This is a genomic window from Azospira sp. I09, from assembly GCF_009177135.1.
Taxonomy (GTDB): Bacteria; Pseudomonadota; Gammaproteobacteria; order Burkholderiales; family Rhodocyclaceae; genus Azospira; species Azospira oryzae.
In genome coordinates this window covers 201,074-215,549 of sequence record NZ_AP021844.1, presented here as the reverse complement: position 1 = coordinate 215,549, position 14,476 = coordinate 201,074, and the positions used below count along the sequence as shown (strand labels likewise).

11 protein-coding genes are annotated in these 14,476 nt (G+C 66.2%); 3 read left to right on the top strand and 8 right to left on the bottom strand.

Annotated elements, in window-relative coordinates:
* From AZSP09_RS01000 to AZSP09_RS00970, 7 genes are all read right to left on the bottom strand, one after another.
* On the bottom strand, positions 1 to 1,083 hold the full coding sequence (locus AZSP09_RS01000; RefSeq protein WP_152088907.1) for an electron transfer flavoprotein subunit alpha/FixB family protein: 1,083 nt from the start codon (positions 1,081 to 1,083) through the stop codon (positions 1 to 3).
* Complete coding sequence (locus tag AZSP09_RS00995; protein ID WP_152088906.1) at positions 1,076 to 1,942, bottom strand: electron transfer flavoprotein subunit beta/FixA family protein; 867 nt, start codon at positions 1,940 to 1,942, stop codon at positions 1,076 to 1,078. The genes AZSP09_RS01000 and AZSP09_RS00995 overlap by 8 nt, the downstream gene beginning before the upstream one ends.
* A 25-nt stretch (positions 1,943 to 1,967) precedes the next feature.
* Complete coding sequence (locus tag AZSP09_RS00990) at positions 1,968 to 2,657, bottom strand: response regulator (protein WP_014238163.1); 690 nt, start codon at positions 2,655 to 2,657, stop codon at positions 1,968 to 1,970.
* Complete coding sequence (locus tag AZSP09_RS00985; RefSeq protein ID WP_152088905.1) at positions 2,654 to 4,153, bottom strand: ATP-binding protein; 1,500 nt, start codon at positions 4,151 to 4,153, stop codon at positions 2,654 to 2,656. The genes AZSP09_RS00990 and AZSP09_RS00985 overlap by 4 nt, the downstream gene beginning before the upstream one ends.
* Before the next feature lie 140 nt (positions 4,154 to 4,293).
* Positions 4,294 to 5,577, bottom strand: coding sequence for a TRAP transporter large permease (locus AZSP09_RS00980; RefSeq protein WP_014238165.1), 1,284 nt, complete (start codon positions 5,575 to 5,577; stop codon positions 4,294 to 4,296).
* A gap of 1 nt (position 5,578) precedes the next feature.
* Positions 5,579 to 6,319, bottom strand: coding sequence for a TRAP transporter small permease (locus tag AZSP09_RS00975; RefSeq protein WP_152088904.1), 741 nt, complete (start codon positions 6,317 to 6,319; stop codon positions 5,579 to 5,581).
* Positions 6,320 to 6,391: 72 nt separating this feature from the next.
* The gene (locus AZSP09_RS00970) at positions 6,392 to 7,390 is read right to left on the bottom strand and encodes a TRAP transporter substrate-binding protein (RefSeq protein ID WP_014238167.1); all 999 of its coding nucleotides are present in this window, start codon (positions 7,388 to 7,390) and stop codon (positions 6,392 to 6,394) included.
* A gap of 177 nt (positions 7,391 to 7,567) precedes the next feature.
* On the opposite strand from AZSP09_RS00970, the gene AZSP09_RS00965 reads away from it, so the two are divergent.
* Positions 7,568 to 8,341, top strand: a complete 774-nt coding sequence (locus AZSP09_RS00965; protein WP_172974668.1) for a sulfite exporter TauE/SafE family protein — start codon at positions 7,568 to 7,570, stop codon at positions 8,339 to 8,341.
* Between the two features lie 187 nt (positions 8,342 to 8,528).
* Complete coding sequence (locus AZSP09_RS00960) at positions 8,529 to 10,880, top strand: fatty acid cis/trans isomerase (RefSeq protein WP_152088902.1); 2,352 nt, start codon at positions 8,529 to 8,531, stop codon at positions 10,878 to 10,880.
* Positions 10,881 to 10,958: 78 nt separating this feature from the next.
* Here AZSP09_RS00960 and AZSP09_RS00955 read toward each other — a convergent pair whose 3' ends face one another.
* The gene (locus AZSP09_RS00955; protein ID WP_152088901.1) at positions 10,959 to 12,305 is read right to left on the bottom strand and encodes a dicarboxylate/amino acid:cation symporter; all 1,347 of its coding nucleotides are present in this window, start codon (positions 12,303 to 12,305) and stop codon (positions 10,959 to 10,961) included.
* Positions 12,306 to 12,485: 180 nt separating this feature from the next.
* Between AZSP09_RS00955 and AZSP09_RS00950 the strand changes: the two genes are divergently transcribed.
* Positions 12,486 to 14,474, top strand: coding sequence for an ATP-binding protein (locus tag AZSP09_RS00950; RefSeq protein ID WP_152088900.1), 1,989 nt, complete (start codon positions 12,486 to 12,488; stop codon positions 14,472 to 14,474).
* Positions 14,475 to 14,476: the final 2 nt, after the last annotated feature.

The following is a 14,476-nucleotide window of genomic DNA, read 5'->3' as shown; positions in this document are numbered from 1 at the left end:
TTAGCTGCCTTGGTGCGCCAGGTAGCCGGCGAAGGTGCGGCCCAGGGCCGGCAGCACCTGGTTGCAGTCGCCGACGATGGCGTAGTGGGCGAAGTCGAAAATGGGAGCGTTGGGATCGTTGTTGATGGCGATGATGCAGTCCGCCCCTTCCATGCCCACCCGGTGCTGGATGGCGCCGGAAATGCCGGCGGCGATGTAAAGGGCCGGACGCACGGTCTTGCCGGTCTGGCCCACCTGGCGGTCGGCGGAAATCCAGCCGGCGTGGATGGCGGCCCGGGAGGCCCCCACTTCGCCGCCCAGGACCTTGGCCAGATCCCACACATGCTTGAAGTTCTCCGCCTTGCCCAGGCCCTTGCCGCCGGAGACGACGATTTCGGCGTAGGGCAGCTGGGGCTTGTCGCGCTGGTCATCGGGGATGAATTCCAGCACCTTGGTGACGATGTCGGTCTCGATCAGGCCGGCCTCGAAGTCCACGATCAGGCCGGTCCGTTCCGGTTGCGGGTCGGGCATGGGCATCACCCGGTGGCGCACCGTGGCCATCTGGGGCCGGTAGTTGAGGGTGACGATGGTGCACAGCAGGCTGCCGCCGAAGGTGGGACGGGTGGAGAGCAGGCAGCGGTCTTCCGGATCGATGGCCAGTTCGGTGCAGTCGGCGGTGAGGCCGGTCTTCAGGGTGGTGGCGACGGAACCGGCCAGGTCCCGGCCCAGGGTGGTGGCGCCGAGCAGGAGGATCTCCGGCTTGTGGGCATTGACCAGATCGGTCAGGGCCCGGGTGAAGGGCACGTTGCGGTATTCGGCCAGCACCGGGCTGGCAATACGGTAGCAGCGGTCGGCGCCGTAGGCGAAGGCGGCCTGGCACTGGGCTTCCAGGTCCGGCCCCGGGGCGCCCATGACCACGCCGCACAGCTCCACCCCCAGCTGGTCCGCCAGACGGCGGCCCTGGCCCATCAGCTCCCAGGAGACGGGATGCACATGGCCCCGCTCGCTCTCGACGAAGACCCAGACCCCCTTGTAGGCCAGCAGTTCTTCATCCAGCTTGATCTTGCGCTTCTTGATGGGCTTGTCGGTCTTGGCTTCACTCATGGCGCTCTCCTGCGGCCGTACGCTTGTTATCCAGTTCTTTTTTCACCTTGGGAATCTCCGCCAGCACCTTGTCCAGCAGGGCCTGGGTGGCGGCTTCCGGGTTGGCGGCGTCGAACTCGATCTGCTGGGCCTTCTGGGCCCGGGGGCTGGGCACGAAGACCCGGCTGACGATGGTGGGGCTGCCCTTCAGGCCCACCTTCTTGATGTCCTCGATGCCGGCGGCGTTGCGGTCCCAGACGCGGACTTCGGCCCGGGCGGCTCGGAACATGTCGGGGGCGCTGCCGAAGCGGATCTCGTTGCTGCCTTCGAGCATGGTGATGAGGGCCGGCAGGCGGGTCTCCAGCACCTGCACCCCACCCTCGGCGCGGCGCTCGACGCGGATGCTGTTGGCTGCCTGATCCACACTGACGATGCGGGAGACGTAGGTGAGCAGTTCCAGTTCCAGGCGCTTGGCGACGCCCGGGCCCACCTGGGCCGTGTCGCCGTCGATGGTCTGCTTGCCGGTGAACACCAGGTCCACCGGGGTCTCCTGGTGCAAGGTTTTGATGGCCGAGGCCAGCACGTAGGAGGTGGCCAGGGTGTCGGCCCCGGCGAAGAGCTTGTCGGTCACCAGCACGGCCTCGTCGCAGCCGTAGGAGAGGGCCTTGCGCAGGGCCGGCTCGGCCTGGGGCGGGCCCATGGTCAGCACCGTGACCTTGCCCCCCAGCTGGTCCTTGAGGGCCAGGGCCGCCTCGATGGCGAAGAGGTCGTAGGGGTTGATGATGGCCGGCACCCCCTGGCGCATGATGGTGTTGGTCACCGGATGGACCCGAATCTGGGCACTGTCCGGCACCTGCTTGATACAAACGACGATGTGCATGATGACGATCCGTCTAAAGTTGAAATCAGGGTAGGAAACGGTAGCCGACGCCGATTTCCGTCAGGATATGGCGCGGTTTGGCCGGGTCGGCCTCGATCTTCTGCCGCAGGTGGCCCACATAGACCCGCAGGTACTGATTGTTCTCCGCCGCCTTGCCGCCCCACACCTGGGTCAGCAGCTGGCGGTGGGTCAGCACCCGGCCCGGGTTGCCGGCCAGGGCCAGCAGCAGACGGTACTCGATCTGGGACAGGTGCAACAGTTCGCCGCCCTTCTCCACCCGGCGCCCGGCGCAGTCGATGCGCACCTCGCCGAATTCGATGAGGGGACTGCCCTCCCCCGTGGCCGCCGGCCCCCGGCGCAGCAGGGCGCGCACCCGGGCCAGCAGCTCGGGCACGCCGAAGGGCTTGGTCAGGTAGTCGTCGGCACCCGCGTCCAGGGCCGCCACCTTCTGGCTCTCCTGGGTGCGGGCGGACAGCACCAGCACCGGCGCCGCCGACCAGGCACGGAAGTCCCGCAGGAAATCCAGGCCGTCCAGGTCCGGCAGGCCCAGGTCCAGGATGAGCAGGGAGGGCTTCAGGGCGCCGGCCTGGACCATGCCGTGGCGGGCCGAACCGGCCTCGCTGACGGCGTAGCCTTCGCTCTCCAGCACGGAGACGACGAATTCCCGGATGGACCCATCGTCCTCCACCACCAGGATGGTTTCGCTGGCGTTCATAGCGTTTCGCTTTCCAGGTCTGCCAGATCCGCCAGGTCGGGCGGGGTTTCCAGGGGCAGGCGCAGGCAGAAGCAGGCGCCGCCGCCACTGCGGTTGGCGGCGCTGACGCTGCCGCCGTGGGCCTCGGCAATGGTGCGGGCAATGGCCAGCCCGAGCCCGGCCCCGGGCACGTTGGACTCGCTGCGGCCGCGGCGGAAGAGGCCGAACAGGTCCTCCTCCTGGCCCGGCGCCAGGCCTTCGCCCCGGTCGCAGACGGACAGTTCCAGCCAGCCTTCGGACTGGGCCACGCGCAGCTCGATGCTCTGTTCCGCCGGAGAATACTTGAGGGCGTTCTCCAGGAGATTCCACAGCACCCGCTCGATCAGCACCCCGTCAATATGCACCGGCGGCAGGTCCGGGGCGATGTTGATGACGATCTCCCGCCCCCCGGCGTGGGGCTCCAGCAGTCCCATGGTGGCGCCGATGACCTCCTCGATGGGCTGCCATTCCTTCTGCAACTCCACATTGCCGGAGCGCAGCCGGGCCATTTCCAGCAGGTTGCCGAGCAACTGGTTGATGGCCAGGGCCTGGTCCCGCAGGCGCAGCAGCATGGATTTCTGCTTGTCGGCACCGGCCACCTTGCCCAGGGCCAGGCCGTCGGCCATGCCCACCAGGGCCGTGAGGGGCGTGCGTAGATCGTGAGAGAGGCTGGCAAGGATGGTGCCGCGCAGGGTTTCGGCCGCCACCCGCAATTCGCTCTCGCGCACGGCGGCGGCGTACTGGGTCCGCTCCAGGGCCACGGCCACCACGGAGGCCATGGTGTCCAGGGCCTCCCGATATTCGCCGTCGTCCAGGGTGCCGCTGTCCACCTCGAAGCCGAGCAGGCCCTGCAGGTCCCGGGTGCCGGCCAGGGGCAGGAGGGCCCGGGAAATGCCCGGCGCCGGGCTGGGAATGGCCACCAGCTGGCGCCGCTCCAGACAGGCCCGTACCAGGGCCTTGGTGATGAAAGGCGGCGGCTGGTCCCAGGTGGCCGGCTCCAGCAGGCGGATGCGGCGGGCACCGAGGGCGTCGGCGAGGAAGCGGCGGCAGGTCTGGGTCACCTCCTCGGCGGTCTGGCTGCCGGCCAGGTGCTTGGCCAGTTCGTAGAGGGCCCGGGCCCGCCGGGCCCGGTCGCGGGCCAGTTCCACCTGGGTGCGCAGGGCGGCGGTGAGATGGCCCACCACCAGGGCCACCACCACCATGATCACCGCTGCCATGACGTACTGGATTTCCGTGATGGCGAGGGAGAAATGGGGCGGTACGAAGACGTAGGCGAAGGCCAGGCTGCCGGCCATGGCGCAGGCCACGGCGGGGCCGCGGCCGAAGTGGCCGCCCACGGCCACCACCGCCAGGACGTAGAGCAGGGCCAGGTTGGAGAGGTCGATCTCAGCCCGGAACGGGGCCGCCAGCGCCGTCCCCAGGAGGACGAAGAGCATGCCCATCAGGTAGCCGGAGAAGCGCTGCAGGAGGTGCCCCATGGCCGAATCAGCAGGAAGAAGCCGGAATCATGGGCACCATGCTAGCCCGAGCCGTATAAAAGCACTGTAAAAAATGGGCAAAAAAAAGCGCGCGGCGGTTTCCCGCACGCGCGCCAACTCAACGCAAGGGTGATTCTTTGCTACAGCATGCCCAGGGTGCGGGGCAGCCACAGGGACAGGGTGGGCCAGTAGGTGACCAGGCCCAGGAAGCAGAGCATGGAGAGCAGCCACGGCCAGACGGCGATGGTCAGCTCCGTAATCCCCATCTTGGTGATGCCCGAAGCCACATAGAGGTTGAGGCCCACCGGCGGGTGGCACATGCCCACTTCCATGTTCACCACGATCAGGATGCCGAAGTGCACCGGGTCGATGCCCAGCTTGACGGCCACCGGGAACAGGATCGGCGCCATGATCAGGACGATGGAGGAAGGCTCCATGAAGTTGCCGGCCACCAGCAGCAGCACGTTCACCGCCAGGAGGAAGGCGATGGGGCCCAGGCCCTTGTCCAGCAGCCATTCAGCCAGCAGCTGGGGGATGTTCTCGTTGGTCATGAGGAAGGAGAACAGCACCGCGTTGGTGATGATGTACAGCAGCATGGCGGACATGTTGGCCGAATCCAGCAGCACCTTGGGGATCTGCTTGAGGCCCATGTCCTTGTACACGAACACCGCCACGATGAAGGCGTACACCGCGGACATGGCCGCCGCCTCGGTGGGGGTGAACATGCCGGTGTAGATGCCGCCCATGACGATGACGATCAGCATCAGGCCCCATACGGACTTGCGGAAGGCGACCCAGCGCTCGCCCCAGGAAGCCTTGGGCATGCGCGGATAGTCGAACTTCTTGGCCCGGTACCAGGTGACCATGCCCAGGGTGAAAGCCAGCAGCAGACCGGGAATCACACCGGCCATGAACAGGGCGCCCACGGAGGTGTTGGTGGCCACGGAGTACATCACCATGACGATGGAGGGCGGGATCAGGATGCCCAGGGCGCCAGAGGTGGTGATGACGCCCGCACCGAAACGGTTGGGGAAGCCTGCCCTGACCATGGCCGGCAGCAGGATGGAGCCGATGGCCACCACGGTCGCCGGGGAGGAGCCGGAGACGGCGGCGAACAGGGCGCAGGCCAGCACGCCGGCAAGGCCGAGGCCGCCGTAGAAGTGGCCCACCATGGCGCTGGCGAAGTTGATCATGCGCCGCGCCACCCCGCCGTGGGTGAGGAAGTTGCCGGCCAGGATGAAGAACGGGATCGCCATGATCTCGAACTTCTCGATGCCGGTGAAAAGCTTCAGGGCCACCGATTCGATGGGCACCTGGGTCATGGTGAAGAGGAAGGTCAGTACGGTCAGACCCAGGGAAATGGAAATGGGCATCCCCGTCAGCATCAGCGCCAGGAGGAGGCCGAAAATGATTGCGGCGTTCATGTTATTGGCCTCCGTTCTTGTCGTCGCGCTTCACACCGTGGGGCGTGTCTGGCTCCATGGGCACTTCCTTGCGGCCAGCGTCCACGTGTTCCAGTTCCTCGGCGGCCTGGATGGCCTCGCCGATGGAGTAGGTCTTCTCTTCCTGGGCCAGTTCCTCTTCCAGACCTTCCACATGGCCGTGGTCGTGGTGGGGCAGTTCGCCGGTCTTGAGGAAGGAGACGGCCACCTGCAGGAAGCGGAAGCACATCAGGTAGGAGCCCAGGGGCACGGCGGAATAGACGATCCAGGTCGGCCATTCCAGGTCCGGTGTGATGGGGCCTTCGAAGAGGTCCGGCGCTTCGATGCCGAACCAGTGGAAGAACTGGTAGTGGGCGCCGTTTTCCCAGACGAAGGTGGCACCCAGGGTGCCGACGATGCCGGTGAAGGTGGCGCCGGCGAGCAGGCCGAACAGCACGAACTTGGCGCGGTTGGCAGTCTTCAGGCGGTTGATGACCACATCGACGCCGACGTGGATGCCGGTGCGCACGCCATAGGCGGCGCCGAACTTGGCCATCCACACGAACATGATGATGCACAGTTCCTGGGCCCAGCTGAAGTTGAGGCTGAGCAGCCAGTCCTGCAGGCCAGGAATGTCGTAACCGGAAAGATAGCGATGCACCACGGACAGGAAAATGATGACCGTGGCCGCACCCATCAGGAAGGTGATGATGGCTTCTTCCAGGTGATTGAGCAGCTTATTCATGACAGAACTCCCCCTGCCCTCACAAAAACGCCCGCCCCAGTCTGAGGCGGGCGTCCTCGCGGGCAGAATGTTTTACTGGGCGGTGAAACCGGTTTCCTTGTAGATGGACTGGATCAGATCCTTGCCGATCCGGTCAGCCATCTTGGCGTGCACCGGGGTCAGTGCCTTCTTGAAGGCTTCGCGCTCTTCCTTGGTGGGCACGTAGACCTGGGTCTTGCCGCTCTTCTTCACGGATTCCAGATCCTTGTCGTTCTGTTCCTTGGCGATCTTGTTGGCGTAGGTGGTGGCGTCCTTCATCGCGGTTTCGAGCTGGCCGCGCACATCGGCGGGCAGACCGTCCCAGAACTTCTTGTTCACGATGACGGCGTAACCCAGGTAGCCGTGGTCGGTCAGGGTCAGATGCTTCTGCACTTCATGCATCTTCTGGGTGTAGAGGTTGGAGATGGGGTTCTCGGTACCGTCCACCACGCCAGTCTGCAGGGCCTGGTACACCTCGGAGAAGGCCATCACCTGGGGCAGGGCGCCCAGGGAGCGCATTTCCTCTTCCAGCACCTTGGAGGACTGGATGCGCATCTTCTTGCCCTTCAGGTCAGCCGGGGTCTTGATCGGGGTGTTGGCGGAGAAGGACTTGAAGCCGTTGTCCCAGTAGGCCAGACCCTTGATGCCCTTGGGTTCCAGCTTGGCCAGCAGGGCGGCGCCGACGGGGCCGGTGGTGACCTTGTGCAGCTCTTCGTAGTTGTCGAAGATGTAGGGCAGGTCGAAGGCTTCGAATTCACGCACGCCCAGGGGACCGAACTTGGCCAGGGAAGGTGCCAGCATCTGCACGGCGCCCAGCTGCAGGGCTTCCATTTCTTCCTTGTCCTTGTACAGCTGGCTGTTGGGGTAGACCTCGACCTTCACTTTACCCTTGGTCAGTTCGGCAGCCTTCTTGGCGAAGAAGTCGGCAGCCATGCCCTTGGGCGTATCCACGGCCACCACGTGGCTGAACTTGATGACGATGGGCTGCTGGGCCATGGCCCCGCAGGACAGGACTCCGGCCAACAGGCCGAACATGAGATGGGACATCTTCATATTTTCTCCTCCGACAAACAGTTGATTTGGTTTATGTAGACTAGCCCTCAGGCCAGCTTGGCGCAGTATCACAAACGTTATACACCGCCCACTACTGTGGATATCCACAATCCACGCGGGTTTCCGTCATTCTGCATGCTTCGCTTCCTTACGTTGCAGCCCGCTGACCGCCCCCCCATGCCCCACGATCTGCTCTCCCCGCCCCTGCTGCTGGCCTGCATCGCCCTCATCGTCGGCATCGCCGCCTTCGCCCATGGGGTCATCGGCGTCGGTTTCCCCCTCATCACCACGCCCTGCATCACCCTCCTCACCGACCTGAAGACGGCGGTGCTGATCACGGTGCTGCCCAACATCCTGCTCAACATCCTCTCCATCCTGCGCGGCGGCAACTGGCGGGACAGCCTGCTCAAGCACTGGCGCCTGGCCGCCTACGTGCTGCTGGGCAGCCTGGTGGGCACCCAGCTGCTGATCGGCCTGCCGGCCGAGCCCCTGAAGCTGGCCCTGGCCCTGATGATGCTCGTTTCCATCAACCTCAACCGCCTGAAGAAGCTGGACTGGTCCTTCCTGCGCCGCCACCGCCGCACCTCGGAAGCGGCCTTCGGCCTCATCGGCGGCATTCTCTCGGGCACCGTCAATGTCTCGGTGCCGCCCCTGGCCATCTACTTCATCGGCCTGGACCTTTCCCCCGTGGCCACGGTGCAGCTGTTCAACCTCTGCTTCATCGTCGGCAAGCTGACCCAGGCCGGGACCCTGGCCGCCCACGGCGAATTCACCGCCGCCATCCTGTGGCAAAGCGCCGGTCTCACCGTGCTGGCCGTGGCCTGCCTCATTCCCGGCATGCGCATCCAGTCCCGCATGGACGCCTCCACCTACCGGCGCTGGCTCAACCACACCCTGCTGCTGATGGCCGTCCTCATGCTGGTCCAGGTCGGCCTGGCCTGGGCCCGCTAGGCATCCCCAGGACCCGGTCAGCACGCCGGCCGGGGCTCCGCTAGAATGGCGTGCAGCCAGGGGCGCCCATTTCCAGGGGCACCCCTCGCCCAAGCGCATCCAGGGCCGACCGCCGGCAATGCCGGCTCCCCATGCCCGCCCCATGCGCCGTTCAGACCCGTGCCCTCCCCTCACTTGGTGCCCCGGTATGCAACTACGATTCGCCTCCGTCCTGCTGCTGTTCCTCGCCGGCTGTACCGCCCTGGTGCGCCACGACCTGGATCAACGCTTCGGCCCCGCCGATGGGGGCCGCTACGACGCGCCCCGGCCCGGCGCCATCTCCTTCCAGCAGCAGGTGCGGCCCATCCTGGACAGCCGCTGCGTCGTCTGCCACTCCTGCTACGACGCCCCCTGCCAGATCAAGCTGGGCTCCTGGGAAGGCGTGGCCCGGGGCGGCAGCAAGATCGAGGTCTATAACGGCACCCGCCTGCGGGAGGAGTCGCCTACCCGCCTCTTCATCGACGCCGAGAAAGCCTCCCAGTGGCGCGACAAGGGCTTCCACCCGATCCTCAACGAGCGGGGCGACACTCCTGCCGCCGCTCTCCAGGCCAGCCTCCTGGCCCGGGCCCTGGACCTCAAGGCGGCCCATCCTCTGGTGCCCGACCAGCCGGTGGGCGGGGACATCGACTTTTCCCTGGCGCGCCAGCAGTCCTGCCCGGCCATCGAGGAGTACGACGCCCTGGAACGGCGCAATCCGGGCTGGGGCATGCCCTTCGGCCTACCGGCCCTGGCGCCGGCGGAAGTGGCCCTGCTGAAGAAATGGCTGCAGCAGGGCGCCCCCGCCGAAGGCCCCCAGCCCCTGACGCCAGCCCTCCAGGCCCAGGTGGATGCCTGGGAGCGCTTCCTCAACGGCGCCGACCTGAAGAGCCGGCTCATGGCCCGCTATCTCTACGAGCACCTGTTCCTGGCCAACCTCTACTTCGAGGGCGCAGCCGAAGGTAGTGACGGCCCCCGTTACTTCCGCCTGGTGCGCTCCCGCAGCGCCCCGGGGGAAAAAGTGGAGGAAATCGCCACGCGGCGCCCCTTCGACGATCCGGAGGTGGAACACTTCCACTACCGCCTGCGCCCGGTGGAAGAGACCATCGTCGCCAAGAACCACATGCCCTACGCCCTCGGCCCGGGGCGCATGGCCCGCTGGCGCGAACTGTTCCTGCAGCCCGCCTACCGGGTGGAGCGCCTGCCGGGCTACGCGCCGGAAGTGGCGGCCAATCCCTTCCTCGCCTTCCGCGACATCCCGGTCCGTGCCCGCTACCAGTTCCTCCTGGACGAGGCCCAGTTCACCGTGATGGGCTTCATCAAGGGCCCGGTGTGCCGGGGCCAGACGGCCCTCAACGTCATCGACGACCATTTCTGGGTCTTCTTCCAGAACCCAGACAGCGTCTCCGAATCCGACGAAGCCTTTCTCCTGCGGGAAAGCCGCAACCTCAGCCTGCCGGCGGAAAAGGGCAGCGAGACGCCGATCCTCACCCCCTGGATGCGCTACAGCGCCCAGGAGACCCGCTACCTCCAGGCCAAGTCCCGCTACTACGAGCAGCGCTTCGACAGCCCGGCCAAGGTCAATCTCAACCTGATCTGGGACGGCGGCGGCCGCAACGACAACGCCGCCCTCACCATCTACCGCCACTTCGACAGCGCCACGGTGCTGAAGGGGCTGGTGGGCGAAAAGCCCAAGACCGCCTGGGTCCTCAGCTACCCCCTGCTGGAACGCATCCACTACCTGCTGGTGGCGGGCTACGACGTCTTCGGCAATATCGGCCACCAGCTGACGACGCGGCTGTACATGGATTTCCTGCGCATGGAGGGGGAATCCCAGTTCCTCATGCTGCTGCCCCGGGAGGCCCGCATCCGGGTGCGGGACCACTGGTACCGGGACGTCAATGGCGACACCCGGGAACGGGTCTACGGCAGCATCGCCCGCTTCGACCAGGAAAGCGGCATCGCCTACCGGGAGCGGGAGCAGCCCGAACGGGAACTGCTGCAGCGCCTGCAGCAACGCTTGCAGCCGGTGCTGCCGCGGCAGCACCTTCTCGACACCCTGCCCGACACGGCCCTGCAGGCCGATCTGCAGGATCTGGCCCGGGTCGCCGGCAAGGCCCTGGCCTGGCTGCCGGAAAGCAGCCTGCTGTTGCTGGAGGAAGCGGGACGCCCGACCCGGATCTTCACCCTGCTGCGCAACACGGGCCACCGCAACGTCACCTACGTGCTCATCGAAAAGCTGGCCATCGCCCCGGAAGAACACAGCCTGGACGTGCTGCCCGGCATCGCCACCGCCTATCCCAACGCTTTCTACCGGGTGCCCCGCGCCAGCCTGGGTGCCTTCGCCCGGGACCTGGCGGCCCTGGCCTCGGAACGGGACTACACCCGCTTCATGGACGCCTACGGCCTGCGCCGCAGCAGCCCGGCCTTCTGGGCCCTGAGCGACTACGTCAATGGGGAATACCGGCGCCAGGCCCCCGTCGAGGCCGGCTGGCTGGACTACAACCGGCTGGAGAACCGCTGATCCAGGCCCTCAGCAGGGAGGACAGAAAAGGAAAAAGCCGCCCGGGGGCGGCTTTTTGATTGGCGGCTACCTGGAGGGTCAGGCGGCCTTGCCCACCGGGCGGACCAGATCGGCCGGATGCAGCACGGCGTCGGACACGGCTTCGGGCTCGTCGGCCTCTTCCACCGTTTCGCCGTTCAGCACCCGGGTCATGCGGTCGGTGTTGAGGGCGTTTTCCCACTTGGAGACGACGATAGTGGCGACGCCGTTGCCGATCAGGTTGGTGATGGCGCGGGCTTCGGACATGAAGCGGTCCACCCCCAGCAGCAGGGCCAGACCTTCCACCGGCAGCTTGCCGCCCAGGGTGGCCAGGGTGGCCGCCAGGGTGATGAAGCCGCCACCGGTCACGGCCGCCGCGCCCTTGGAGGTCAGCAGCAGCACGCCGAGGATGGTCAGCTGCTCGGTCAGGGTCAGGGGCACGTTGAGGGCCTGGGCGATGAAGATGGCCGCCATGGTCAGGTAGATGGAGGTGCCGTCCAGGTTGAAGGAGTAGCCGGTGGGAATGACCATGCCGACCACGGGCTTGTGGCAGCCCAGGTTTTCCAGCTTGGTCATCATGCGCGGCAGGGCGGACTCGGAGGAGGAGGTGCCGAGCACGATGAGCAGCTCTTCCTTGATGTAGGCCAGGAACTTGAGCAGGGAGAAGCCGGTGAACTTGGCGATCAGGCCCAGCACCACGAAGACGAACAGGGCGCAGGTGATGTACACATTGGCCATGAGGAAGCCCAGCTGCTTCAGGGAGCCGATGCCGTACTTGCCGATGGTGAAGGCCATGGCACCGAAGGCGCCGATGGGGGCGAAGTGCATGATCATGCCGATGACGCCGAAGAGGCCGTGGGAGAACTCGTCGAGAATCTTCACCAGGGGCTTGGCCTTGTCGCCCAGGCGGGACAGGGCCAGGCCGAAGAGCACGGAGAACAGCAGCACCTGCAGGATTTCACCCTTGGCGAAGGCATCCACCACGCTGTTGGGGATGATGTTCATGAGGAAATCGGTGGTGCTCTGGTTGTGGGCCGCCGCGGCGTAGTTGGCGATGGCCTTGGTATCCAGGGTGGCCGGATCCACGTTCATGCCGGCGCCCGGCTGCAGGATGTTCACCACGATCAGGCCGATGGCCAGGGCCACGGTGGACACCACTTCAAAGTAGATCAGGGCCTTCAGGCCGACCCGGCCCACTTCCTTCATGTCGCCCATCTTGGCGATGCCGACCACCACGGTGGCGAAGATGATCGGGGCGATCATCATCTTGATCAGCTTGATGAAGGCGTCGCCCAGGGGCTTCATGGTGGCGCCCGTTTCCGGGAAGAAGGCGCCGAGGGCAACCCCCAGGGCAATGGCGAACAGCACCTGCACATACAGGCGCTTGTAGAAAGGCTTGTGAGACATGGTCACTCCTGCTGATTGAGATGGCTCCCGGGGTTTCCGTACGGACCCCGATGTAGTTATGGGGGCGCATTCTCTGCCCCTGAAGCCGGGGTCGCCATTGTGGTTATCCGTTAGCTGCAGCGCAGCATGAAGCCGCGGAGAGGCAAACGGGACGCACCTCCTGGGGTACTATTGCGCTTTATGAAACGACTTTCCGTTCCTTCCTCGGGCAGCGTCCTGCAATGGCCCCGCTGGACCCTGCTGATGCCCAAGCTGGCGGTGGGGCTGCTGGTCATTTCCCTGGTCAGCCTGCTGTGGCTCCTGCACCGCAACGAGGTGGAGGAGCAACGGGCCACCCTCATCGCCGACATCCTCTGGCTGGAACAGAATTTCCGCTTCCACATGTCGGGCAACGAGGACCAGCTCAACCGCACCGGCCTCGACATGGGCAGCGCCGCCAAGGGCGGCACGCCGGCGACGGTGTTCCAGGTGCAGGCCCAGCACATCGTCAAGAACAACCCGGAAGTGGAACAGGTGATCTGGCTCGACGCCGGCGGCAACCTGGTCCAGGCCTATCCCAACCGCATCCCCGACCGGCAGGAGCTGGACATCTTCGGCGGCCCCATCACCCGGGACGCCTTCGACTTCGCCCGCAAGCTGGGCAAGGCCACCTACACCGACCCCTACCGGGCCGCCGGCGGCAACAGCCAGATCGACCTCTTCGTGCCCATCTACCGCCAGGGCGATTTCGCCGGCATGCTGGTGATGGTCTATTCCCTCAAGTCCATGCTCAACCACCTGGTGCCCTGGTGGTTTGCCGAGAAATACCAGCTGCGCATCCTGGACGACGGCGGTGCGGTGCTGGCCAGCAAGTCCAACATCCAGGGCGAGCCCGGGCTGGCCTACGAACTTCCCTTCGACCCGCCGGGCCACGGCCTCATGCTGCAGGGCATCGCCTACCGCAACGCCGGCAACCCGGCCCAGCTGGTCCTGGCCGGCGCCATCGTGGTCCTGGCCATCGGCGTCTTCTGGAGCCTCTTCGCCATCCGCGGCCTGATCAAGAAGCGCCTGGCGGCGGAACAGGCCCTGCGCGACGAGCATGCCTTCCGCCAGGCCATGGAGGACTCCATGATCATCGGCATGCGGGCCCGGGACATGGACGGCCGCATCACCTACGTGAACCCGGCCTTCTGCCGCATGAGCGGCTACCGGGCCGACGAACTGGTGGGCCACAGCCCGCCCCTGCCCTACTGGAACCCGGACAGCCTGGACACCCACGAGGAGCAGAACGCCCTGGTGCTCACCGGCCACGCCCCCAACGAGGGCTTCGAGGCCAGCATCCGCCACCGGGACGGCCACATCGTGCACACCATGGTGTACGCCACGCCCCTGATCGACGCCCACGGCAAGCAGACCGGCTGGATCAGTTCGGTGGTGGACATCTCGGAGCGGAAGAAGGCCCAGGCCCTGCAGCGGCAGCAGCAGGAGAAACTGGAACAGACGGCGCGCCTGGTGACCATGGGGGAAATGGCCTCCACCCTGGCCCACGAACTAAACCAGCCCCTCTCCGCCATCGCCAGCTACACCACCGGCTGCCTCAACCGCCTGGAGGCGGGGGACTACACCCGGGAGGAAATCTCCGGCGCCCTCAACAAGCTGGCCCTGCAGGCCCAGCGGGCCGGCCGCATCATCCGCCGGGTGCACGACTTCGTGCGGCGGCGGGAGCCCCAGCGGGTCATCTGCCACCTGGAAGAGGTGATCGAGGACAGCATCGCCTTCATTGAGCCCCTGGCGCGCAAGCAGCAGGTGCACATGCTGCGCCTGGTGCCGGCCCATCTGCCCAAGCTGCTGGCCGACCCGGTGCTGCTGGGCCAGGTGCTGATCAACCTGATGCGCAACGGCATCGACGCCATGGCCGCCACCCCGCCGGAGCGGCGCCAGCTCATCGTCGAGGCCCAGCTGCTGGGCGACCAGGTGGAAGTGTGCATCGCCGACCGGGGCTGCGGCATTCCCCCGGAAGTGGCGGAAAAGCTTTTTTCTCCCTTCTTCACCACCAAGACGGAAGGCATGGGCATGGGCCTCAACATCTGCCGTTCCGTCATAGAATTCCACGGCGGCCGCCTCTGGTTCGAACCGGGGGCCGAAGGCGGCACCGTATTCATCTTCACCCTGCCCCTCGACTGGGAGTAAGC